Source organism: Streptomyces sp. NBC_01260 (genome assembly GCF_036226405.1).
GTDB lineage: Bacteria > Actinomycetota > Actinomycetes > Streptomycetales > Streptomycetaceae > Streptomyces > Streptomyces laculatispora.
Window position 1 is genome coordinate 2,584,938 of sequence record NZ_CP108464.1, and the last position, 21,870, is coordinate 2,606,807.

Below are 21,870 nucleotides of genomic sequence, written 5' to 3' on the forward strand. Positions count from 1 at the left end.
GACTGTGGGGCCCGCCGGTGCGGCGGGCCCCACACGTGTGCCGGAGGTCAGATACCGCAGTTCGGCGCCGACCAGAAGTGGCTCGGCCCCTGGTTCACGTGGATGTGATCGCCGTGGTCCGGGTAGCCCGGGCCGAGGATCCCGTTGAACCCGTGGTTGCGGGCCTGCTGGGCGATGGTGCACAGGGGGAGTCCGCCGAGATCGGCCGCGTCGCCGTACAGATGGCGGCTGCCGGCCGCGCCGCCGACCGCGCTGTTGCAGGCCGTGGAGCGGAAGCCGCTGTTGATCCTGATGGGGTGGTCACCGAGCGCGTGGCGCAGCGCCTCCAGCTTCCACATGGTGCTCAGCGCGTTGGCTTTCGCCGTGCCTGCCGCGACGGCACCACCCGCCCAGGTGCTGTTGCAGGTGTTGTGCTCGGCATAGGTGAAGTGGACGGGCGTGCAGTCGTCGTCCTGGAGGGCATAGAGCTTGGCCTGGGTGGCCGGGCCCGCGACGCCGTCGGCGGCCAGTCCGTAGGCGGCCTGGAAGCGCTTGACGGCAGCCGTGGTGGCCGGTCCGTAGGAGCCGTCGACGGCGAGTACGGAGTTGTATCCGGGATATCCGGCGACCCTGATCTGGAGCTGGACGACATCGTTGCCGGTGGCGCCCGGGGACAGGGTGCGGGTCCAGGTGTAACAGCCGTCGGCCTGTGCGGTGCCGGCCGTGGCCACGGCCCCGCCCAAGGCGAAAGCCATGGTCATGACAAGGCCGAGCAGAAGTCTTGCGGAACGTCTGAGCATGGGGGGGGCTCCCTACCACGACGAAGGTGTGGACAGAGAGACTGTCGGACGAGTCGACGCGCGTCAACTATGCACAGGAGAAGGGCTGTTGACGGTCCGGCGACGCCGCGGGGGCCCTGCCCCGGCGTACCGGTACAGGGCCCCCGCGCGGCTGCGCGCTCAGCCGGTTCAGCCGTTCGGCACGATCTCGTAGCGCGGGGTGTTCTCCTCCATCTGCCGGAGCGCGTCCTTGCGGTCGCGCTTGGAGAGCCGGTCGATGTACAGGTAGCCGTACAGGTGGTCCGTCTCGTGCTGGAGGCAGCGGGCGAAGTAGCCGTCGCCCCGCACCTTGACCGGGTTGCCCTTCGCGTCCTGTCCGCGCACCACCGCGTAGTCCGGGCGGGCCAGCGAGGCGTACGCCGTCGGGACCGAGAGGCAGCCCTCGTTGGCGTCGTCCAGCACGCGCTGCTCGGGCGGGAGCTCGTCCAGCACCGGGTTGCAGATGACGCCGGTGTGCCGCACCCCGTCGTCGTCCGGGCAGTCGTAGACGAAGACCTTGAGGTCGACCCCGATCTGGTTGGCGGCCAGGCCCACGCCCTCCGCCGTCCGCTGGCTGGCGAACATGTCGTCGATCAGCGTGGCCAGCTTGTCGTCGAACACGGTGACGTCCTTGCACTCCTTGTGCAGGACGGGGTTGCCCACGACCGTGATCGGGTGCGAGGTGCCGCGCTCGCGGTATGCCGCCTCACGCGCCTCACAGTCCTCGGTGTCGACGAGGAAGCCCTCGTCGTCGACGCTGATCTGCTCGTCCGTCTCCTGCTGCGCCATGTCCGCCGTACGCCTTCCTCACAACGTGAAACCCGGGGTCCGCGGCTCGCGAGAACCCGGGCGCCCGAGCACCGGAATCGGTGCCCGTACAGCCTACGGGCACCGGTCAGCAGACTTCTTCGAGATCCCGCCACTCACGGCTGTCCGGGCTGTCCGCCACCCAGCCGTCCAGCAGGCCGCGCACCAGCCCGGCGGGCGCCGCCAGGCCGCACTCACGCTCCGGCACCCACAGCTCACCGGCGGTGCGGTGCCTCAGCGGGCCGGGGTGGCCCGGCTCACTGTGGTCGTGCGGGTCGAGGTGCTCGCCGTCGCCCTCGTCGCTCTCCATCCGGCTCTCCGAGCAGGCCCGGCAGAGCAGCCGGACGGACGAGGACCAGTCCTCGGCGGCGAAACCGGCGTCGGACGCCAGCTGCTCCAGGGCGTCCCGGTCCGCCTCGGTGGCAGCTTCGAGGAGCACCACCCAGGTCGGCACGGGGGACGGCGCCCACAGCTCGATCTCGTCGAAGACGGGGTACGAGGGCCCCGCCGCGGTGATCCGCTCGCCGTTCGGCACCCCGTCGTGCAGCACGACCTCGCCCCAGCGCCGCCCGGAGGACGGCAGCGGGATCGACAGCACCTCCATCCGCGCCGGGTCCAGCCTGCGGCCCCACACGACCTCGGCCTCGCCCTCGGGCGACAGCCGCACGGCCGCGCTGCCCAGCTCCATCCCGACCGGCTCGCTGTTGGACGCCGGGGTCTGCTGCCCGCCGCCGGGCACCTTCAGCCCGTACGCCTGCCAGGCCCGGCGCGCCAGCGGCCAGTCCTGCAGCGCGGTGGCGGCGATCCCGACATTCCACCAGTCCGGGGCGCCGGACTCCTTGTCGAGCAGCGCGACGGCCCGCAGGCCGGCGGCCCGCGCCTGCTCCCAGTCATGCCGGAACTTGTGCAGCAGCGCCAGGTTGAACCATGACTCGGAGAGCCAGGGCTCCAGGTCCGCCGCACGTGTCAGCAACGCGCCCGCGTCCTCGTACCGGCCGTCGCCGATCAGCGTGAACGCGCGGTCCGTGGCCTGCCGCCAAGAGGCGGACGGCCGATGCCGTACCTTCCCGAAGATCCTCACGATTCCCGCCTGTCCCGACTGGACACCCTCGTTTTCCGCTCTCCTTCGCATCCAACCATGCCCGGCCGGACGCTCGCTCATTACCCATGGGTTACCCAGGTGGGACGGGGGTCAGACCGCCCCTGGCCAGAACCCGGGCGAGCGATTCCACGACCTGGGGCTGGTAGTCGTGGCCGGTCCCGAGCCTGAGCTGTTCCAGCGCGCCGAGCGGCCCGCCGATACTTTCCCCGCACAGGTCGTCGTATGCGTTGACCGCCCTGACGATCCTGGCCGACAGCGGCTGCTCGCGGTAGGGGTCCGCCTGCCGCTCCACCACGACGGCGACCTTCGCGTCGACCCCGGTCTGGCGGACCACGGCCCCGCCGAGCAGCGCGATCCGGCGCTGCTCGGCGGCGGGCAGCGTGGCGGTGGCCCCCTCCGGGACCGGGTCGACGAGCGAGAGCTGGCCGATGTCGTGCATCAGGGCCGCGTACTCCAGGACCGTGAGCTCGGGCCCGGAAAGCCCCAGCTCGCGGCCGACGGCCGAGCAGAGCGCCGCCACCCTGCGGGCATGGCCGTGCGGGGTGTATCCGGCGATCTCCGTGCAGCGGGCGAGCGAGGTGATGGTCTGCCGGTAGATGGTGCGCACGGCGACGAAGCGGCGGAACGACAGCTGGGTGAGCAGCAGCGGTACGCACAGGACGGGCAGCGCCCACAGCCCGGCCGCGGCGACACCGAGCGCCATGACCGCGCCGGTCGCGCAGACCGCCGATCCGATGCCGATCAGGGCCCGCAGCTCGTCGCGGAGCAGCGGGCCGTACGGGACGGGCGTGCCGGCCCTCAGCAGCAGGGCGCCCAGAACGGCGTCGCACAGCGCGGTGAGGCCGAGCAGCAGGAGCAGGAAGGCCGCGTAGTACGGCCCGTCGCCGAACCAGCTCTCGGACCGGCCGGAGTTGTACAGCGGCTGGAAGCACACGGCCGCGAAGGCGACGGTCAGGATGCGGCGGGCCACCTGGTCCGGGCCGGGCCCGCTGCCGCGTGCCACATGGGGCACGGAGGCGACGAGCTGGGCGGCGACGAGCACGGCGATCACCTGGAGGGCGTCCTGGCCGGTGGGCTCCCCGCCGCTGCGGCCGAGCAGGGCGTACGCGAGGGCTCCGGCAGCGCCGAGGGGCGCGGGCTCCCGTTCCCCGGGGAGGGCGCCCCAGCGGGCCAGCTCGCCGATGGTGATGAGCACCCCGAAGGCGAGGGCGTGGCCGGGGCCGTGGACCCCGTGCCACAGGGTGTGTCCCAGCGCGGCGCCGGTGAGCGCGAGGGCGGCGCCGCGCACCGCCAGGGTGGCCGGGGGCAGCCGGGGCCGCTGCCGGCTCACCGGGAACGGCCCCCGGTCCCGTCCGGCGGCCGAGGACGGACCGGCCCCCGGGCGGCCACCGCATCCGCGTCCCGCCCGGTACCCCCGCCCCGTGACACCGGCACCGGCAGCCGCCCGTCGTCCGCCGTCACGGCCGACGCCGCCCCCGACCACCCGTGCCGCTCCAGGCCGCGCGCCAGCGCCCGCACCATCTGCGGATCGAACTGGGTACCGGCACACCGCTTGAGCTCCTCCACGGCGACCGGCACCGGACGCCCCCGCCGGTAGGACCGGGTCGAGGTCATCGCGTCGAAGGCGTCGGCGACGGCGACCACGCGGGCGAACTCGGGGATCTCGCGGCCGGCGAGCCCGTACGGGTACCCGCTGCCGTCGAGCCGTTCGTGGTGGTGCAGGATCGCGGCGCGCGCCTCGCCGAGGAAGCCGATGCCGCGGACGATCTCGTGCCCGTACTCCGGGTGCAGTTCGATCACCCGCCGCTCCTGGGGTGTCAGCGGCCCGTCCTTGCGCAGCACCCGGGTCGGCACGCCGAGCTTGCCGACGTCGTGCAGGATGCCGGCGAACCGGAGCACTTCGACGCGGTCCCGGGCCATGCCCAGCTCATGGGCGATCAGCACGCAGGCGCGCCCCACCCGCTCGCTGTGGCCCCGGGTGTAGGTGTCCTTGATGTCGACGGCCTGCACCAGGGCCCTGATCGTGGCGCGGTGCGCGGCGTGCTGGCGGTGGTACTGGGCGAAGGCCCAGCCGGAGATGTACATCGGCAGCAGGACGAAGAGCGCGGCCAGCGGCCCGTACGAACTGCTCCACAGGACCGCCATCATCAGTCCGGCGAGGCCGTGCACGAGGTGCGGGCCGAGCGAGCGCGGCAGCAGCCCGCTCCAGGCGCGCCGGACGGGCAGGTGCTCGGCGGCGGCCAGGATCGAACCGTCCAGCGCGCTCAGCACGAGGCTGAAGGCCAGAGCCGCCGCGCAGGCGGGCAGCAGCGCGTACGGGAGTTCGGGCAGCCGCCCGGGTCCGGAGCCGCCGAGCGCGGCGGGACCGCCGAGCAGGGCGTGGACGCCGGAGGCGACCCGGACGGTGAGGACGAGCTGCGCCGCCCGCCAGACGCGGCGGGCGGCGACCGGGGGTTTCTCCACCCGGCCGACGAGCGAGCCGGGTATCGCGACCAGCGCCGCGGCGGCCGGCGGCAGCAGAAAGGCGGCGGCGAGCAGCAACGGGAAGAACGATCCGGCACTGACCGGCACGGAGCTGCCGAAGAAGGGGCGGCGGCCGGGAAGTTCGCAGACCAGGTAGAGCCCGGTGAGCAGTCCGAGGGTGGTCCACGGGGTGCCTGCGCCGGGACGCAGCGCGGGCAGCACGCACAGGGTGGCGCAGAGCGAGACGGCCAGGATGTACGCCCGCGCCGCGCCGCGTGAGGCTCTCACCCGTTCCGCCCGCCCCCCAGCATCGCCAATGGATGCGCCAGGCTAGCGAGTTGGGCGTCCCGGCTGAGGGCCGACGGCCGCGATTAGCACGTTCGGGTGATGCGTCATTCCTTGGCGGTGGCCGGCAGCTCGGCGCCGGAGACCGACACGTCCTGCTCGGGCACCGCCTGGCCGGAGCGGATCAGGTCGATCCGCCCCATCACCTTGGAGCGCAGGTCGGTCGGCACGTCGTCCTGACCGCAGCAGCGCTTGACCAGCTTCTTCACGGCCTGCTCCAGCCCGTACTTCTCCAGGCAGGGGGAGCACTCACCGAAGTGCGTCTCGAACTTGGTGCAGTCGCTGTCCGGCATCTCCCGGTCGAGGAACTCGTAGAGGTGGTCAAGGACCTCTGAGCAATCCGTCTCGTGCGGCTCTCCGCAGCTCATGAGCCCGAGCCTTTCCGATCGTCCGACTCACCGGCACCCGCCGGGACGAGCCCGCGGTCACGGGCGTAGTCCTCCAGCATGCCGCGCAGTTGACGGCGGCCCCGGTGCAGTCGGGACATCACCGTACCGATGGGAGTCCCCATGATGTCCGCGATCTCCTTGTAGGCAAAGCCCTCTACATCGGCGAGATAGACCGCGATGCGGAACTCTTCGGGAATCGCCTGCAGAGCAGACTTCACATCGGAGTCGGGCAGGTGGTCGAGGGCCTGGGACTCGGCGGAGCGCAGACCGGTCGACATGTGCGACTCGGCGCGGGCCAGCTGCCAGTCCTCGATCTCCTCGGCGGCACTGCGCTGGGGTTCGCGCTGCTTCTTGCGGTACGAGTTGATGAACGTGTTGGTGAGGATGCGGTACATCCACGCCTTGAGGTTGGTTCCCTCACGGAACTGGTGGAAGGAGCCGTATGCCTTGGCGTACGTCTCCTGGACCAGGTCCTCGGCATCCGCGGGGTTGCGCGTCATGCGCAGCGCGGCCGAGTACATCTGGTCGAGGAAACCGAGGGCATCGCGCTCGAAGCGCGCGTTGCGCTCGGCGGTCGTCTCCTGCGGGCGGCCGTCGTCGGTCCCTGTGTCGGTCCCAGTGACCGGACCCACCTCCTCCAACGCTGTGGCGGTGCCGAAACCGGACCCGCTCGAATCGGAGAATAGTCGACCTTGGTCCGGCGCGGGCTGTCGATCCGATCCGCTCAGTGCCCGCTCGGATGTGGTCTTGGCCGCATGCAGCACTGTCCACTCCAGGTCAGCGGCGTTCGAGCGACGCGGGCAGATGGTCGAACCCATGCGACGGACTCCCTCTCCACAGACGACGTTGGTGTACCGACATCCCACACAACAGTGGCCCCCCGCCCAACATTCCCGGGCCGTACGTCACACGATTCCGGCCAGCCATCCGGTCACGGCCGAGGTGAGGATCTCCATCGCCTGATCCTCGGTCACCCCCGACCGCTTCGGTACGGCGAAGCCGTGGTCCCCGTGCGGCACCTCGGCGATCCGGTACTCCCCCGGGGGGAATTCGGCGGGCCTGCCGAACGGGTCGTTGCCGCCCTGGACGACGAGGGTGGGTACGCCGGAGGCCAGGAGTTCGTCCTTGCGGGACTTCTCCGGCCGGCCCGGGGGGTGCAGCGGGAAGCTGAGTGCGAGGACCGCACGGGCGCCGAGTCCGGACGCCGTGCGGCAGGCCACCCGGGCCCCGGCACTGCGTCCCGCGGCGACGACCGGGAGCCCGGAAGCCGCCAGGACCGGCCACAGGCCGCGCCAGCCGGTGTCCAGGGTCTTCGGGGCGGGCGCGAGCTTCTTCCCGGCGACCCGCCAGGGCTGCTCCACCAGAGCGACGCTCACCCCGTGGGCGGGCAGCGCGGCGGCCAGCGCCCGCAGGTCACGGGCCTCGATGCCGCCGCCGGCGCCGTGGCCGAGGGCAAGCAGGAGGCGGGGTTCGCGCGCGGGCAGCCAGCTGATCCGGGCGGTCCCGGCCTCGGTGTCGACCGTTTCGGTGCGTGGGGCTGTCTCGGTGGCTTTCACGGGCCCATCCAACCAAGGCCGGTGCGGCCGGCACCGGTACGACCCGGGTCTCAGAAGAGCGTGCTGACCTCGGGCGCGGCCAGCTCGTCCAACAGCTCGGGGCCGTTGTTGCGGACGTTGCTGACGGCGGTGGCCACCGGGTAGGCCCGCATCAGCCCGCCGGGCGGCGGTGCGAGCAGCCCCCGCAGCTCCTCGATGTCGGTGTGCGAGGGGTCCAGCCAGTCGTCCCAGCGGTCCGGGGTGAGCATCAGCGGCATCCGGGGGTGGATGTCGGCGAGCGTGGCCGGGCCCTCGGCCGGGGCGACGGCGAGCGGGCTCGTCTCCGCCTCGGTCGTGATCACCGAGCAGGTCACCCACCAGGCCTGCGGATGGTCGTCCGGCAGGGTCCGGTCGCGCCAGAACTCGTACAGACCGGCCATGGCGAAGACCGATCCGTCGGCGGGGGTCACGAAGTACGGCTGCTTGCGGGGCCGCTTCCGGCGTCCCTTCTCCTCCAGCTGCCGTTCCTCGCTGCCGGTCACCCACTCGTAATAGCCGTCGGCCGGCAGGATGCAGCGCCGCGAGACGAAGGGACGGCGGAAAGACGGCTTCTCGTGCACCGTCTCGGCGCGGGCGTTGATCATCCGGGCGCCGCCCTCCGGCGATTTGGCCCAGGAGGGGACGAGCCCCCATTTCAGTGCGCGCAGCTGGCGAACCGGACGCTGGTCATCCGCGTCTTTCACCGGACGCTCCAGTACGGCGTAGACCTCCTTGGTCGGCGCCACGTTGTAATCGGGCTCCAGCGTCTCGGCCGGTTCCCACTTCTCCACCTGGAAGAGTCCGGTCAGATCCTCGGGCCGCCGACTCGCTGCATACCGTCCGCACATAAGTGCCAGACTGCCACGACCGTCATCCCGACCGGACGTCAATACCGCAAGGAGCCGCCCGCGCCATGGACAGCACCGATCTCGGCAATCTGTGGGACCGCGTCTTCGGCACCCAGCCGGCCCCCGAGCAGTGGCTGGTCGTGGTGACCGCCACGGCCGCGCTCATCGCCGTCGTGCCCAATTTCATATGGCGGCTGACCCGCAACGCGATCACCATCGCCCACGAGGGCGGTCACGGGCTGGTCGCGCTGCTCACCGGGCGGCAGCTCTCGGGCATCCGGCTGCACTCGGACACCAGCGGGCTGACGGTGAGCCGCGGCAAGCCGACCGGCATCGGCATGGTGCTGACCGCGGCGGCGGGCTACACCGCGCCATCGCTGCTGGGGCTCGGCGGCGCGTGGCTGCTGGTCAACGGCCGGATCACCCTGCTGCTCTGGCTGGCCACGGCGCTGCTCGCGGTGATGCTGGTGATGATCCGCAATGTGTACGGGGCGCTGACGGTGATTTTCACCGGTTCGCTCTTCCTGCTGATGTCGTGGCTGGCCTCGCCCGCCTGGCAGTCGGTGTTCGCGTACGGCGCGGTCTGGTTCCTGCTGCTGGGCGGCGTGCGTCCGGCGTTCGAGCTGCAGTCCAAGCGGCGGCACGGCGGTGCGCCGGACTCGGACGCGGACCAGCTGTCACGGCTGACGGACGTACCGGCCGCGCTGTGGCTCTTCCTGTTCCACGCCGTGTCGCTCTGCTCGCTGATCGGCGGCGGGCGCTGGCTGCTGGGCCTGTGACCTCGCTTCCCTTACCACTGCCGCGTTACATCCCGGTTTCGGCATGTTTGATCAAGATCCGGGTTTGCGGAGAGCCATTAAAGTGACCCCATGACCGAAAGTTCCGTGCACCCCGCCCTCTGGCCCGCCCCTCACGCGAGCGGAGCCGTCGACGCGACCGTCACCGTGCCCGGATCGAAGTCGGTCACCAATCGCGCGCTGGTGCTGGCCGCGCTCTCCTCGGAGCCGGGCTGGCTGCGCCGCCCGCTGCGCTCCCGCGACACCCTGCTGATGGCCGACGCGCTGCGCGCGATGGGCGTCGGCATCGAGGAGACGGTGTCCTCCAGCTCGTCGGCCGCGGGCGGCCCGGACGGCTCGGGCGAGGCCTGGCGGGTCATCCCGGCCGGTCTGCACGGCCCGGTCACCATCGATGTCGGCAACGCCGGCACGGTCATGCGCTTCCTGCCCCCGGTCGCGGCCCTCGCCGACGGCCCGGTCCACTTCGACGGCGACCTGCGCTCCTACGAGCGCCCGCTGAACGGGGTGATCGACGCCCTGCGGGTGCTGGGTGCCCGGATCGACGACGACGGCCGCGGCTCGCTGCCGATGACCGTGCACGGCGGCGGTGCGCTGGACGGCGGCCCGGTCGCGATCGACGCGTCCTCGTCCTCCCAGTTCGTCTCGGCGCTGCTGCTGTCGGCGCCGCGCTTCAACCAGGGTGTGGAGGTGCGTCACACCGGCGCCCGGCTCCCGTCCATGCCGCACATCCGGATGACGGTCGACATGCTGCGGGCCGTCGGCGCCCAGGTCGACGAGCCGGAGACGGGCGGCGAAGCGAACGTCTGGCGGGTCTCCCCCTCGGCACTGCTCGGCCGCGACCTGACCATCGAGCCGGACCTCTCCAACGCCCAGCCGTTCCTGGCCGCGGCGCTGGTCACCGGCGGCCGGGTCACCGTGCCGGACTGGCCGCTGCGCACCACACAGCCCGGTGACGCGCTGCGCGACATCTTCACCGCCATGGGCGGCAGCTGCGAGCTGACCGAGCACGGACTCACCTTCACCGGCTCCGGCCGGATCCACGGCATCGACGTCGATCTCGGCGAGGTCGGCGAGCTGACCCCCGGCATCGCGGCGGTCGCGGCCCTGGCCGACTCCCCCTCCACCCTGAGCGGCGTGGCCCATCTGCGGCTGCACGAGACGGACCGGCTGGCCGCGCTCACCAAGGAGATCAACGAGCTGGGCGGCGAGGTCACCGAGACCGCGGACGGCCTCCACATCCGGCCGCGACCGCTGCACGGCGGTACCTTCCATACGTACGACGACCACCGGATGGCCACCGCTGGGTCGGTCATCGGCCTTGCCGTCCCCGGAGTGGAGATCGAGAACGTGGCGACCACCGCCAAGACCCTGCCGGACTTCCCGCAGATGTGGACCCGAATGCTCGGGGCCTGAGACATGCGCCGCTACGGCAAGAACCCCGACGAGGACGACATCCGGGTCCGCCCCAACCGCAAGGGCAACCGGCCTCGTACGCATATCCGCCCCAAGCACGAGGACGCCGAGGACGGCATGGTCCTCACCGTGGACCGCGGCCGCCTCACCTGTCTCGTCGAGGGCCGCACGGTCGTCGCGATGAAGGCCCGTGAGCTGGGCCGCAAGGCCGCGGTGGTGGGCGACACCGTCTCCATCGTCGGTGATCTGTCCGGCGACAAGGACACCCTCGCCCGGATCGTCCGCATCGGTGAACGCCGTTCGGTGCTGCGCCGGACGGCGGACGACGACGATCCGTTCGAGCGGGTGGTCGTCGCCAACGCCGACCAGCTCGCGATCGTCACCGCGCTGGCCGATCCGGAACCCCGTCCGCGCATGATCGACCGCTGTCTGGTCGCCGCGTACGACGGCGGGCTCTCCCCTCTCCTGGTGCTGACCAAGTCCGATCTGGCCTCGCCGGACAAGCTGCTGGAGGCGTACACCCCGCTGGGTGTGCCGTTCATCGTCACCAACCGCGAGGAGCTGGAGAACGGCGACGCCGCGGAGCGGGTCCGCGAGCAGCTGAACGACCGGATCACGGCCTTCGTCGGGCACTCCGGCGTCGGGAAGACCACGCTGGTCAACGCCCTGGTGCCGAAGGACAGGCGGCGTACGACCGGAGTGGTCAACGCGGTCACCGGGCGCGGCCGCCACACCACCACCTCGGCCCTTGCGCTGCCGCTGCCGGACTACCGGGGCTGGGTGGTCGACACCCCCGGCGTCCGCTCCTTCGGCCTGCACCACATCGACCCGTCCCGGGTCATCAACGCCTTCCCCGACCTCCAGCCCGGCACCGAGGGCTGCCCGCGCGGCTGCACCCACGACAGCCGGCAACCGGAATGCGCGCTGGACGCCTGGGTGGCGGAGGGGCACGCCGATCCGGCCCGGCTGGACTCGCTGCGCCGGCTGCTCTCCACCCGGGAGCGACGCGAAGGCGACTGATCGCGCACGTTTGCGATCACTCGCCACTGGTAAATGCATAATCACGAATCACGCCCAGCGGTACGAGGCGGTCACCGATGCGGGAGGGGCACTGACGATGGCGTGGCTGCTGGTCGTGGTCGCGGGACTTCTGGAGACCGGCTTCGCCGTCTGCCTGAAGCTCTCCCACGGCTTCACCCGGCTCTGGCCGACCATCGCGTTCTGCGTCTTCGCGCTCGGCAGCTTCGGTCTGCTGACCATGTCGCTGAAGAAGCTCGACGTCGGGCCCGCCTACGCGGTGTGGACCGGCATCGGCGCGGCGGGGACCGCCATCTACGGCATGATCTTCCTCGACGACGTGGTCTCCACGCTCAAGCTGGTCTCGATCTCGCTGGTGATCCTCGGCGTGATCGGGCTCCAGCTCTCGGGGTCCTCGCACTGAGACCGGCCGGCTCACGTCACGGAATCCGGAGCCCGCTCCACCACATCCCGCACCAGCGGCGCCCCGTCCCCCGCCACTTCGGGGTGCGGGGGTACCAGTGTGTACGACAGAGCGAGCCGCAGCGCGAGTTCGCAGGTCACGGCCAGGGCCGCCGGGTCGTGCGGCCAACATCCCCCGTCCAGGGCGGCCACCGCGCGGTCCCTGACCTGGCCGAGCAGTTCGGCGGGCGTCGGCGGTCCGGCGTCGGCCCGGCGCTGCGCCGGTACGGGCGAGCCGGGCGGCCGGACCGGGCGCGCGGAGCAGGCGGGGCGCGGTAACCGGTCCTCCCAGCAACCCGTGAGCAACCCTCTGACCAGTGCGTTCGTCCGGGTGGCCCGGACCGTCCAAGCGGCGGTGGCGGCCAGTCTGTCGCCGGTGCCGCCGGCCGTTCCCAGCGCCCGCTCGACGCCGGCCAGATAGGCGTCGGCGGCCCGTCGGACCAGGGCGCGGGCCAGTCCGTCCTTGCTGCCGAACTCGTTGTAGAGGGTCTGCCGGGAGACCTCGGCGGCAGCTGCCACATCGACCATCCGCACGGCCGGCCAGGGCCGGGTGGCCAGGGCCGCGTGGGCGGCGTCCAGCAGTGCTTCTCGCGCTGTCGGCATCGTTGCCTCCCACGCCGGGGCCTGTGTTTCAGAGTTGACGCGCTCCCCGGCGCTGTCAAGGGTCCAGGCGGCGTCCGGGGCCCTGGTGGCTCTGTTCACCTGCGGTCGATACTGTGACGGTCATGCCCGATTACCACGATGATCTGCGCCTCGCCCACGTGCTGGCGGACGCCGCCGACGCGACGACGATGGACCGGTTCAAGGCTCTGGACCTGAAGGTCGAGACGAAGCCGGACATGACGCCGGTGACCGAGGCCGACAAGGCCGCCGAGGAGCTGATCCGCGGCCACCTGCACCGGGCCCGCCCACGCGACGCGATTCTGGGCGAGGAGTACGGCATCGAGGGGACCGGCCCCCGGCGCTGGGTGATCGACCCGATCGACGGGACCAAGAACTACGTACGCGGTGTGCCGGTCTGGGCGACGCTGATCTCGCTGATGGAGGCCGGTGAGGACGGTTTCCAGCCGGTCGTCGGCCTGGTGTCCGCGCCCGCGCTGAACCGGCGCTGGTGGGCGGCGAAGGGCGCGGGGGCGTTCTCCGGCCGCAGCCTGACCTCGGCGTCCCGGCTGCACGTGTCGAAGGTGGAACGGATCGCGGACGCGTCGCTCGCGTACTCCTCCCTGACCGGCTGGGAGGAGCAGGGCCGGCTCGACGGCTTCATGGATCTGACCCGGGCCTGCTGGCGTACCCGCGGGTACGGGGATTTCTGGCCGTACATGATGGTCGCCGAGGGATCGGTCGACATCTGTGCCGAGCCGGAGCTCTCGCTCTGGGACATGGCGGCGAACGCGATCATCGTGGAGGAGGCGGGCGGCCGGTTCACCAGCCTGGACGGGGTCTCCGGACCGGGCGGCGGCAACGCGGCGGCCTCGAACGGGACGCTCCACCACGAACTGCTGGGATATCTGAACCAGCGCTACTGACCCCGGCCCGAGCGGAATCCGCCGGAGAGAACCCCGCCGGTACGGGCCAACCGCCTGAACAGCAACGGCGATACAGGGCGCCTCAGCGGGCGCGCCGGAACCACGAGGGGCGTGCCGCACCACCGCACGCCCCTCGAACGATCTTCACCACCCCTTGTTGCCGCTCCTCAACAGTGCGACTCTAAGAGTCCCCCCACTTGTGAACTTGTGAATCGGCTCACGCAGTCGCTTCACGAAGGAGGTGGCTCCCTTCATGCTCGTCCGTGACGCCATGAGCACGGTGGTCCTCACCATCGGCCCGACCCACACCCTCCGCCAGGCAGCCCGGCTGATGTCGGTACGCCGCGTAGGAGCAGCCGTCGTCCACGACCCGGACACCTGCGGTCTCGGCATTCTCACTGAGCGCGACATCCTCAACGCGGTCGGATCGGGCCAGAACCCCGACGTCGAGACAGCCGCCACCCACACCACCACCGACGTGGTCTTCGCCGCGCCCGCCTGGACCCTGGAGGAGGCAGCCGCGGCCATGACGCACGGCGGCTTCCGGCATCTGATCGTGCTGGACGACATCGGCCCGGTCGGTGTCGTGTCGGTGCGCGACATCATCCGCTGCTGGGCGCCGGCCGGGCGCCACCCCGTGGAGCTGGTCGGCTGAACGACCCTGCGGACGACCGGTCCGCCCCCGCGCACGGCAGCGGACACGCGGGCGCGGGGCGGGACCGCCGGTGCGCCGCCCCACCCCGCGCCCGCCCACGACCGGCGGCGGTCCTCAGCCGCGCAGGGCCTGGACCGCGGCTTCGAGCCGCTTGCCGAAGTCGCCGTCGGCCTGGCGGAAGTTGCCGATGGCGCGCTCGGCGATGTCGTCGCGCGAGACCTTCGAGATGAACCCCGCGAGGTTGTCGATCAGCCGGGCCTTCTCGTCCTCGGAGTAGAGCCGGTAGAGGTTGCCCGCCTGGACGAAGTCGTTGTCCTCGGCGTGCACGGCGGCCTCGTGGGTACCGGTGTCGCCGTTGACCGGGACGGGCTGCCACAGCGGCCTGTCCGTCTGGACCGGACCGCCGAAGCTGTTCGGCTCGTAGTTCTTCGCACCCTTGTGGCGGCCGTCGTACAGGTGGCCGTCCCGGCCGTGCGTCCGCGCCTCGGCGGCGTGCGGGCGGTTCACCGGCAGATGGTCGGCGTTGATGCCGACGCGGTAGCGGTGCGCGTCGCCGTACGCGAAGAGGCGGCCCTGGAGCATCTTGTCCGGGGACGGGCCGATGCCGGGCACGAAGTGCGCGGGGCTGAAGACCGACTGCTCGGTCTCCGCGAAGACGTTCTCCGGGTTCCGGTTGAGCTCCAGCCTGCCGATCTCGACCGGCGGGTAGTCCTCGTGCGGCCATACCTTGGTGAGGTCGAACGGGTTGAAGCGGTACGTGGCCGCCTCGGCCGCCGGCATGATCTGGACCTGCACGGTCCAGGACGGGAACTCCCCGCGCTCGATGGCCTCGCGCAGATCGCGCTGGTGGCTGTCCGGGTCCTCGCCGGCCAGCTTGTTGGCGTCGTCCTGGGTGAGGTTCTTGATGCCCTGGTCGGTCTTGAAGTGGTACTTGACCCAGAAGACCTCGCCGGCCTCGTTGTTCCACTGGTAGGTGTGCGAGCCGTACCCGTTCATGTGGCGCAGCGTGGCCGGGATGCCGCGGTCACCGAAGAGCCAGGTCACCTGGTGGGTGGACTCGGGCGACAGACCCCAGAAGTCCCAGACGTTGTCCGCCTCCTGCGAGCCGGTGTACGGGTCGCGCTTCTGGGTGTGGATGAAGTCGGGGAACTTGATGGCGTCCTTGATGAAGAACACCGGGGTGTTGTTGCCGACGAGGTCGTAGTTGCCGTCCTCGGTGTAGAACTTCAGCGCGAAGCCGCGGGGGTCACGCACCGCGTCTGCGGAGCCGAGGTTGCCCGCGACGGTCGAGAAGCGCAGGAAGGTCTCGGTCTGCTTGCCGACCTCGGAGAGGAACTTCGCACGCGTCCACTGCGAGACGTCGCGGGTCAGCGTGAACGTGCCGTACGCACCGGCGCCCCGGGCGTGCACGATGCGCTCCGGAATGCGCTCACGGTTGAAGTGCGCGAGCTTCTCCAGCAGCGACTGGTCCTGCACCAGCACCGGACCGCCGACGCCAGCGGTCTGGCTGTTCTGGTTGTCGGCGACCGGTGCTCCGGCCTCCGTGGTGAGCGGTCCCTGCGTCACGTGCGCCTCCTGCGTCATTCCTGCACATTCGTCATGTCGTCCCGGCGTGCACAGCCTGTCCCTTGGCCTACGCCGTTTCCGATCCTACAATGGACTTAGTCCAAGTCAAGCAGACATCCAAAGTCACACCAGTTCGGAACACGGCCCCTCCACTGTTAGGCTTGTCCTCATGAGTGACCTGCTGGAACGACTTCGTGGACGCGGCTGGCGCATGACTGCGCAGCGGCGCGTCGTGGCCGAGGTACTCGACGGGGAGCATGTGCACCTGACGGCCGACGAGGTCCACGCACGGGCCGTCGCCAAGCTGCCCGAGATCTCCCGTGCCACCGTCTACAACACGCTGGGCGAGATGGTGACGCTCGGCGAGGTCATCGAGGTCTCCACCGACCGCCGGGCCAAGCGGTACGACCCGAACGCGCACCGCCCCCACCACCACCTGGTCTGCGCGACCTGCGGCGCCATCCGCGACGTGCACCCGGCGGGTGACCCGCTGGCCGACCTGCCGGCCGGCGAGCGCTTCGGCTTCATGATCTCCGGCGTCGAGATGACGTACCGCGGCATCTGCCCGAACTGCGCCGCGGCCGCCTGACCCCGTCCACCCCCGAGCCCCGCACCGGAGACTCCCGGCGCGGGGCCTCTTCGCGCCGTCCCGGGCACCGACTCCCGCGCACCCCCTTCCCGAATCTGACGGGTCGTCATATCGTCATCGGCGATCACCGCCGCCCCGCGGCGGCTCCGCACCTCGATTGCGCACGAGGAGAGACCCGTGGGAGACCCGCACCCGAACCCACCCCCCGCAGCACCGTCACCGCCCTCCACCGACGCCCCCAAACTCCGCGCCCGCTCCCTCGCCCGCTCCTTCGGGCGGGGAGCCAAGGCGCTGGCCGCCCTCGGGCCGGTCGATCTCGACATCGTGCCGGGCGAGTTCGCCTGCATCGTCGGCCCCTCCGGCTGCGGCAAGTCCACCCTGCTCAGGATTGCCGCCGGACTGCTGCGCCCCAGCGCCGGTGAACTGTCCATCCGTACGACAGCGCCCCGGCCGGCCGCGATGATCTTCCAGGACTACGGGATCTACGACTGGAAGACCGTCCTCGCCAACGTCCGCTTCGGCCTCGACATCCAGCGCGTACCGCGCAAGGAGGCCGATGCCAGGGCGCACGACTGGCTGTCCCGGATCGGGCTCGCCGAATTCGCCGGGGCCTACCCCGCCGCGCTCTCGGGCGGGATGCGCCAGCGGGTGGCGATCGCCCGCGCACTCGCCGTCGAGCCCGAGATCCTGCTGATGGACGAGCCGTTCGCGGCGCTCGACGCCCAGCTGCGCACGATCCTCCAGGACGAACTGCTGGAGCTCACCCAGACCACCCGCACCACCACGCTCTTCATCACCCACAGCCTGGAGGAGGCGATCGTGCTCGGGGACCGGGTGCTCGTGATGTCCGCCCGGCCCGGCCGGATCATCGCCGAGCGCCGCCCGCCGTTCGAGCGGCCGCGCACCGGCGGCATCCGCTCGACGCCGGAATTCACCGCGCTGAAGAGCGAGTTGTGGGATCTGCTGCGCGGCGAGGTCCGCGGAGAGGCGGCCCTGGTATGAGCACCGTCGTGAAGTCCGCGGGCGGCGACGAGCAGGTGCTGGTCCGCAGGCCGGGCCCGCAGGAACTGCATCCCGTACGCACCCACCGCAGGCGCCGTACCCTCGAAATCGCGCTCGCCGTCGCCGTACCACTGCTCCTGGTCCTGCTCTGGCAGCTGGCCGCGGCCAGGTCCTGGATCGACGACCGCGTCTATCCCGCGCCCTCCACGATCTTCGCGGACGGCTGGGACCGGGCCGCCGACGGAGATCTGTGGCCGGATGTGTGGGCAACGCTCAAGCGGGTCCTCGGCGGCTACGCGATCGGCACGGTCGCGGGCTACGCGCTCGGCCTGCTGATGGGTTCGCTCGCCCTGGTGCGGGCGGCGCTGGAACCGTTGCTCGACGCCCTGTACGTCGTACCGAAACTGGCCCTGCTGCCGGTCTTCCTCAATATGTTCGGCCTCGGCGAAGGGCCGCAGATCGCCCTGGTCGCCGCCACCGTCTTCTTCTTCGTCTGGATCTCGACCATGGCGGCCGTGCTCGCCGTACCGGTCGGCCACCGGGACGCGGGGCAGGTCTTCGGCGCCTCGCCCTGGCAGATGTTCCGGCACGTGCTCCTGCCGGCCTCGCTGCCCGCGGTACTGGTCGGCGCGCGGATCGCGGCCGGGGTGGCGGTGCTGGTCATCGTCGCGTCGGAGCAGATCGCGGCGGCCGACGGACTGGGCCACCTCATCTTCGACTCCCGGGCGCTGTTCCAGAACGATGTGATGTTCGTCGGCATCGTCTGCGTGGCGGTACTCGGTGTCGTCTTCTCCGAAGTGGTGCGGATCGCCGGCCGGCTGCTCACCCCCTGGGCCCCGCGCGACCGCGGCCGCAGCCAGTCGTGAACGGCCCACCCCGCTCTTCGTACGGAGGCACTGTGCGCACACGTACCCCCTTCACCTGCACCGTCGTGCTCGTGGCGGCATCCCTGCTCGGCGCGGCAGGCTGCGCCGGGAACGACTCGTCGGGCGGCGACACCGCCGACGCCGCGCCCCGCACCGTCAAGCCGGTCGCGGGCTGCGGCGCCGGGAGCTGGACCGATCCCTCGGACCTGGCGCCCGACCGCAAGCCCGCACGCTGCGACAAGGGCGCCCCCGCCGCCCGGCCGCTGGCGAAGAAGCGGAAGATCGTCCTGGCCACCGGCACGCTGAGCGCGGAGTACGTCGCACCCCTCCAGGTCGCGTTGGCCAAGGGCGAGTTCGCGAAAGAGGGCCTGGACGTCCAGCTGAAGGTGCTCCCGACCCCGGACGCCCTGCCCCTGCTCGCCAAGGGGGACGTCGACGCCCAGTGGGCGGCGCCGGAGGCCGCGGTGATGAACGGCATCAACGGCGGCTTCGACATCAAATGGGTCGCGGGCAACTTCTCCCCCGACCCGACCTCCAAGAGCGGCCTGTGGGTGCGCCTCAAGGACGGCGAGAGCGCCGGTCACGTCGATATGGCCGGCCGGAAACTCGGCACGATGATCGGCAAGGGCTCGGTGATCGCCTATCCGATGGACACCTCGCTGAAGAAGCACGGCGGCGGCCTCGACAAGATCAGTTTCCAGCAGCTCGGCTCCGCGGACGTACTGACCGCCCTGCAGAACGGGGGCGTGGACTCCGCCTGGCTGCTCGACCCGATCTGGCGCAAGGTGGACGGCGACAAGAAGTACGCTTTCCTCGGCGGCCAGCCGGTCGGCGAACCGCTCGGCGGGCTCCTGTTCGGCCCGACGCTGCTGAACAAGGACCCGGACGCGGGCGTCGCCTTCCTCCGGGCCTACATCCGCACGGTGAACACCTACTTCGCCGGCGACTACAAATCCGACCCCGCCTTCGTCACCGAACTCGCCGGGCTGATGAAGACCGACGAGGCCACCCTGCGGTCGACGCCGTCGATGCGGATGGACTGGGAGATCAGGAAGGGCACCACGGACCGGGTGCAGAAGGCGTACGCCGACTCGGGCGTCTCGACAGGCACGCCGGTACCGGAGGAGAAGGCCGTGGACCGCGCGATGTACAGCGAAGCGGTGGGCCACAAGCCCTGAGCCGGACAGCCTCGTGGGGCGCATGCACAGAGGGCCGGATCCTCAAAGGATCCGGCCCTCTGTCTTAAGTAGCGGGGACAGGATTTGAACCTGCGACCTCTGGGTTATGAGCCCAGCGAGCTACCGAGCTGCTCCACCCCGCGTCGTTGTGATCCCCACACTACGTCACCCCTCCGGACCAGCGCAAATCACTTCCCAGCCGCCACTTCGGGGACGAGCCCAGCCGGCGATTCAGCACACCGGCCGGCGCCCGAGAACGCCGGGCGAATCAAGTCCGTCCGGCGGTTGAGGACGCGGCGGGGCCGAAGGCACCGCGCCCGCCCCGTGCGCCCGCCCCGCACCCGCCTACGCGGTCAGCTCCTGATGCAGCGCCTCGCGCAACCGCGCAGCCCGCTCCGAGACCTCCGCCGGCCCCAGCTCGACCGCCCGCGCACACCACCGCTGCCCCTCGGTGAGCTCACCGCGGCGCGCGGCCAGCAGGGCGAGGCGCAGGGCCGCCCGCCCGTGCCCGTCGTTCGCGGCGCGGCTCCACCACAGCGCGGCCTCGCGCTCACTGCCCTCGCGGGCGAGCAGCAGACCGAGGTTGAAGGCCCCGTTGCGGCTGCCCGCCTCGGCCGCCTCCCGGTACCAGTGCCCGGCGCTCTCCACGTCGCCCCGGGCCGCGGCGAGCATCCCGACGCGCACCTGGGCCCGGCGGTGGCCCTGCTCGGCCGCACGCTCGTACCACTCCTCGCACTCGGTCTTCTCCGGCATCGGCTCGCCCAGGGCGGGCGGTCCCGGCGGCGGCTGCCGCGAGTCCAGCACCCCGGCCAGCCGGAAGGCCGCTTCCGCGCTGCCGCCACCGGCGGCGCAGCGCAGATGCCGCTCCGCCTCCCGCTCCTCGCCGTGGTGGAGCAGCGCCATGCCGACCTGGAGCGCGGCCTCGGTGTGGCCGGCCGCCGCGGCGCGCTCGTACCAGAGCAGGGCGGCCCGGTCCTCGTCGCGCCCGGCGTGCAGGATGCCGAGGTTGAAGGCGGCGTCGACGCTGCCCGCCTCGGCCGCCTTGGAGAACCAGGGCTCCGCGCCGGTCGCGTCGCCCGCCTGGAGCAGGAGCACGGCCAGTGCGTTGGCGGCCTCCCGGTGACCGGCGTACGCGGCGCGCCGGTACCACTGCTCGGCCTGCGCCGTACGGTCCTGGGCCGCACAGAGCAGCCCCAGGTTGTACGCGCCGTTGACGTCACCGGCGTCCATGGCCGCGCGGTACCAGCGCTCGGCGGTCTGCTGCTCCCCCCGGGCCGCGTGCAGCGCACCGAGCGCGTTGGCGGCGTTGCCGTCGCCCTCCTGGGCGGCGCGGAGCCACCACACGGCCGCGCTCTCCCGGTCGCCCGCGTCACGGAGCAGGAAGCCGAGGGCACACGCGGCCCGCGCCTCGCCCGCCTTGGCGGAGATGAGATACCAGCGGCCGGCCTCCTTCAGCTCGCCGCGCTGTTCCAGGATGGCCCCGAGGTGCAGGGCGGCACGCCGGTGGCCGCGCGCGGCCGCCTGCCGGTACCACTGCTCGGCCTCGCCGACCCGACCCGTCCCGGGTCCGGCGACGGGGCTGTCGTCCTTGCGCACGGCCGCCCGGCCCCGGCCGGTGGCGGGCGCCTTGCCGTCCGTTCCGGTGCGGGGACCCAGTCCGGGGCGGCCGAACGCGTCGTGCGCGTCGTCCGCCGCGTTGCGCTCCACCATGCGTGCCAGCCGGTACGCGGCTTCGCGGTGCCCCTGCTCGGCCGCGGCACGCAGCCAGCGCTCGGCGCCGACGTCGCTGCGGTGCTCCAGCAGGTCGGCGAGGGCGTACGCGCCCAGCGCGTGGCCCTGCTCGGCGGACTGGCGCAGCCAGTACTCGGCGCCGGGCTCGTCGCCGCGCTCGCGGTAGTGGCGCCCGAGGGCGTGCGCGGCGGCGGCGGAGCCGGCGACGGCCGCGATCCGCCACCAGTCGGCCGCCTCGTCCGGATACCCGCGCTGATGCAGGAGCACGCCCAGGTTGTTGGCCGCGGCACGGTCGCCGTCGGCAGTGGCCGCACGCAGGTAGGCTTCGGCGCCGGCCAGGTCGCCCCGGCGCAGCAGCAGCGCGCCGAGGACGCTCATCGACGCGGTGTCCCCGGCGTCGGCGGCACGGCGGTGCCGCGCCTCGTTCTCGGCGTTGTCCGCACTCTCTGCGGTCTCCGCGCCCTCGGCGTTCTCCACGCCGTCCGCGGACTCTGCGGTCTCTGCACTCTCGACGGTCGCGGCACACTCCGCAGTCTCGGCGGTCTCGATGTAGTCGTTGTACCGTGCGGCGGCGGCAAATGCCACATCCATCACGTTTTCCGCCGGATGGGCGTGACGCTGAACAAACCGCCCTGTCTCCAACAGAGTTGCCCTGTCCCCCATAAATACCATCGTCGCACCACCTGTAACCCGCGTACACCTGGTATATCGCGGCCAGTGAGGTCACTTCAGCGTTTTGTCGA

General features: G+C 71.7%; 22 protein-coding genes and 1 tRNA gene. 10 read left to right on the forward strand and 13 right to left on the reverse strand.

Annotation, left to right across the window (positions count from 1 at the left end):
* Positions 1 to 47 precede the first annotated feature (47 nt).
* The 9 genes from OG322_RS11035 to OG322_RS11075 form a co-directional block, all read right to left on the reverse strand.
* Positions 48 to 779 (reverse strand): D-Ala-D-Ala carboxypeptidase family metallohydrolase, encoded by a 732-nt coding sequence (locus OG322_RS11035; RefSeq protein WP_123461553.1) that lies wholly within the window; start codon positions 777 to 779, stop codon positions 48 to 50.
* Positions 780 to 947: 168 nt separating this feature from the next.
* Positions 948 to 1,586 (reverse strand): peptide deformylase, encoded by a 639-nt coding sequence (def, locus tag OG322_RS11040; RefSeq protein WP_123461552.1) that lies wholly within the window; start codon positions 1,584 to 1,586, stop codon positions 948 to 950.
* A 106-nt stretch (positions 1,587 to 1,692) separates the two neighbouring features.
* Entirely contained in the window at positions 1,693 to 2,685 is a 993-nt protein-coding gene (locus tag OG322_RS11045) for a tetratricopeptide repeat protein (protein ID WP_123461551.1), read from the reverse strand.
* 91 nt (positions 2,686 to 2,776) lie between these two features.
* Positions 2,777 to 4,036, reverse strand: a complete 1,260-nt coding sequence (locus OG322_RS11050; RefSeq protein WP_398911558.1) for an HD-GYP domain-containing protein — start codon at positions 4,034 to 4,036, stop codon at positions 2,777 to 2,779.
* Positions 4,033 to 5,457: an HD-GYP domain-containing protein gene (locus OG322_RS11055; protein WP_329306365.1), complete on the reverse strand. Its 1,425-nt coding sequence runs from the start codon at positions 5,455 to 5,457 to the stop codon at positions 4,033 to 4,035. Before OG322_RS11055 ends, OG322_RS11050 begins: the two co-directional genes overlap by 4 nt.
* Positions 5,458 to 5,561: 104 nt before the next feature.
* A complete protein-coding gene (gene rsrA, locus OG322_RS11060; RefSeq protein ID WP_123461549.1) occupies positions 5,562 to 5,882 on the reverse strand; it encodes a mycothiol system anti-sigma-R factor in 321 nt (106 codons plus the stop codon).
* Positions 5,879 to 6,535, reverse strand: a complete 657-nt coding sequence (locus tag OG322_RS11065; protein WP_018105559.1) for a sigma-70 family RNA polymerase sigma factor — start codon at positions 6,533 to 6,535, stop codon at positions 5,879 to 5,881. Before OG322_RS11065 ends, rsrA begins: the two co-directional genes overlap by 4 nt.
* A 273-nt stretch (positions 6,536 to 6,808) precedes the next feature.
* Positions 6,809 to 7,459, reverse strand: coding sequence for an alpha/beta hydrolase family protein (locus OG322_RS11070; protein ID WP_123461547.1), 651 nt, complete (start codon positions 7,457 to 7,459; stop codon positions 6,809 to 6,811).
* A 50-nt stretch (positions 7,460 to 7,509) separates the two neighbouring features.
* Positions 7,510 to 8,325 (reverse strand): SOS response-associated peptidase, encoded by an 816-nt coding sequence (locus OG322_RS11075; RefSeq protein WP_123461546.1) that lies wholly within the window; start codon positions 8,323 to 8,325, stop codon positions 7,510 to 7,512.
* A gap of 65 nt (positions 8,326 to 8,390) precedes the next feature.
* Here OG322_RS11075 and OG322_RS11080 point away from each other — a divergent pair, with 65 nt between their 5' ends.
* The 4 genes from OG322_RS11080 (at position 8,391) to OG322_RS11095 (ending at position 11,976) form a co-directional block, all read left to right on the forward strand.
* Complete coding sequence (locus OG322_RS11080; protein WP_123461545.1) at positions 8,391 to 9,104, forward strand: M50 family metallopeptidase; 714 nt, start codon at positions 8,391 to 8,393, stop codon at positions 9,102 to 9,104.
* Positions 9,105 to 9,194: 90 nt separating this feature from the next.
* Positions 9,195 to 10,535, forward strand: coding sequence for a 3-phosphoshikimate 1-carboxyvinyltransferase (gene aroA, locus OG322_RS11085; protein WP_123461544.1), 1,341 nt, complete (start codon positions 9,195 to 9,197; stop codon positions 10,533 to 10,535).
* Positions 10,536 to 10,538: 3 nt separating this feature from the next.
* Positions 10,539 to 11,555 carry a ribosome small subunit-dependent GTPase A gene (rsgA, locus tag OG322_RS11090; RefSeq protein ID WP_123461543.1) on the forward strand — a complete coding sequence of 339 codons (1,017 nt, stop codon included), beginning with the start codon at positions 10,539 to 10,541 and terminating at the stop codon, positions 11,553 to 11,555.
* Positions 11,556 to 11,652: 97 nt separating this feature from the next.
* A complete protein-coding gene (locus OG322_RS11095; RefSeq protein WP_123461542.1) occupies positions 11,653 to 11,976 on the forward strand; it encodes a DMT family transporter in 324 nt (107 codons plus the stop codon).
* An 11-nt stretch (positions 11,977 to 11,987) separates the two neighbouring features.
* Here OG322_RS11095 and OG322_RS11100 read toward each other — a convergent pair whose 3' ends face one another.
* Complete coding sequence (locus OG322_RS11100) at positions 11,988 to 12,617, reverse strand: TetR/AcrR family transcriptional regulator (protein ID WP_329306366.1); 630 nt, start codon at positions 12,615 to 12,617, stop codon at positions 11,988 to 11,990.
* A gap of 122 nt (positions 12,618 to 12,739) precedes the next feature.
* Here OG322_RS11100 and hisN point away from each other — a divergent pair, with 122 nt between their 5' ends.
* Both hisN and OG322_RS11110 read left to right on the forward strand, forming a co-directional pair.
* A complete protein-coding gene (gene hisN / locus OG322_RS11105; RefSeq protein WP_123461540.1) occupies positions 12,740 to 13,540 on the forward strand; it encodes a histidinol-phosphatase in 801 nt (266 codons plus the stop codon).
* 253 nt (positions 13,541 to 13,793) lie between these two features.
* On the forward strand, positions 13,794 to 14,195 hold the full coding sequence (locus OG322_RS11110) for a CBS domain-containing protein (RefSeq protein WP_123461539.1): 402 nt from the start codon (positions 13,794 to 13,796) through the stop codon (positions 14,193 to 14,195).
* A 114-nt stretch (positions 14,196 to 14,309) separates the two neighbouring features.
* Here the strand turns inward: OG322_RS11110 and OG322_RS11115 are convergent, their stop codons facing one another.
* Positions 14,310 to 15,779: a catalase gene (locus OG322_RS11115; protein WP_123461538.1), complete on the reverse strand. Its 1,470-nt coding sequence runs from the start codon at positions 15,777 to 15,779 to the stop codon at positions 14,310 to 14,312.
* 151 nt (positions 15,780 to 15,930) lie between these two features.
* On the opposite strand from OG322_RS11115, the gene OG322_RS11120 reads away from it, so the two are divergent.
* The 4 genes from OG322_RS11120 (at position 15,931) to OG322_RS11135 (ending at position 19,396) form a co-directional block, all read left to right on the forward strand.
* Positions 15,931 to 16,350 carry a Fur family transcriptional regulator gene (locus OG322_RS11120; RefSeq protein ID WP_123461537.1) on the forward strand — a complete coding sequence of 140 codons (420 nt, stop codon included), beginning with the start codon at positions 15,931 to 15,933 and terminating at the stop codon, positions 16,348 to 16,350.
* Between the two features lie 177 nt (positions 16,351 to 16,527).
* Positions 16,528 to 17,352, forward strand: a complete 825-nt coding sequence (locus tag OG322_RS11125; protein WP_123461536.1) for an ABC transporter ATP-binding protein — start codon at positions 16,528 to 16,530, stop codon at positions 17,350 to 17,352.
* Complete coding sequence (locus OG322_RS11130) at positions 17,349 to 18,218, forward strand: ABC transporter permease (RefSeq protein ID WP_123461535.1); 870 nt, start codon at positions 17,349 to 17,351, stop codon at positions 18,216 to 18,218. The genes OG322_RS11125 and OG322_RS11130 overlap by 4 nt, the downstream gene beginning before the upstream one ends.
* A 32-nt stretch (positions 18,219 to 18,250) precedes the next feature.
* Positions 18,251 to 19,396, forward strand: coding sequence for an ABC transporter substrate-binding protein (locus OG322_RS11135; protein ID WP_329306367.1), 1,146 nt, complete (start codon positions 18,251 to 18,253; stop codon positions 19,394 to 19,396).
* A gap of 69 nt (positions 19,397 to 19,465) precedes the next feature.
* On the opposite strand, the gene OG322_RS11140 is transcribed toward OG322_RS11135, so the two are convergent.
* Positions 19,466 to 19,539: transfer RNA gene (locus OG322_RS11140), tRNA-Met, on the reverse strand.
* Positions 19,540 to 19,741: 202 nt separating this feature from the next.
* Positions 19,742 to 21,799, reverse strand: coding sequence for a tetratricopeptide repeat protein (locus tag OG322_RS11145; RefSeq protein WP_185095393.1), 2,058 nt, complete (start codon positions 21,797 to 21,799; stop codon positions 19,742 to 19,744).
* Positions 21,800 to 21,870: the final 71 nt, after the last annotated feature.

Bases quoted from the DNA above. Each gene is read 5' to 3' on its own strand.
- hisN (WP_123461540.1), top strand. From the start codon at position 12,740: ATGCCCGATTACCACGATGATCTGCGCCTCGCCCACGTGCTGGCGGAC.
- aroA (WP_123461544.1), top strand. From the start codon at position 9,195: ATGACCGAAAGTTCCGTGCACCCCGCCCTCTGGCCCGCCCCTCACGCG.
- OG322_RS11115 (WP_123461538.1), bottom strand. From the start codon at position 15,779: ATGACGCAGGAGGCGCACGTGACGCAGGGACCGCTCACCACGGAGGCC.
- OG322_RS11110 (WP_123461539.1), top strand. From the start codon at position 13,794: ATGCTCGTCCGTGACGCCATGAGCACGGTGGTCCTCACCATCGGCCCG.
- def (WP_123461552.1), bottom strand. From the start codon at position 1,586: ATGGCGCAGCAGGAGACGGACGAGCAGATCAGCGTCGACGACGAGGGC.
- OG322_RS11035 (WP_123461553.1), bottom strand. From the start codon at position 779: ATGCTCAGACGTTCCGCAAGACTTCTGCTCGGCCTTGTCATGACCATG.
- OG322_RS11075 (WP_123461546.1), bottom strand. From the start codon at position 8,325: ATGTGCGGACGGTATGCAGCGAGTCGGCGGCCCGAGGATCTGACCGGA.
- rsgA (WP_123461543.1), top strand. From the start codon at position 10,539: ATGCGCCGCTACGGCAAGAACCCCGACGAGGACGACATCCGGGTCCGC.
- OG322_RS11120 (WP_123461537.1), top strand. From the start codon at position 15,931: ATGAGTGACCTGCTGGAACGACTTCGTGGACGCGGCTGGCGCATGACT.
- OG322_RS11080 (WP_123461545.1), top strand. From the start codon at position 8,391: ATGGACAGCACCGATCTCGGCAATCTGTGGGACCGCGTCTTCGGCACC.
- OG322_RS11130 (WP_123461535.1), top strand. From the start codon at position 17,349: ATGAGCACCGTCGTGAAGTCCGCGGGCGGCGACGAGCAGGTGCTGGTC.
- OG322_RS11100 (WP_329306366.1), bottom strand. From the start codon at position 12,617: ATGCCGACAGCGCGAGAAGCACTGCTGGACGCCGCCCACGCGGCCCTG.
- rsrA (WP_123461549.1), bottom strand. From the start codon at position 5,882: ATGAGCTGCGGAGAGCCGCACGAGACGGATTGCTCAGAGGTCCTTGAC.
- OG322_RS11095 (WP_123461542.1), top strand. From the start codon at position 11,653: ATGGCGTGGCTGCTGGTCGTGGTCGCGGGACTTCTGGAGACCGGCTTC.
- OG322_RS11145 (WP_185095393.1), bottom strand. From the start codon at position 21,799: ATGGTATTTATGGGGGACAGGGCAACTCTGTTGGAGACAGGGCGGTTT.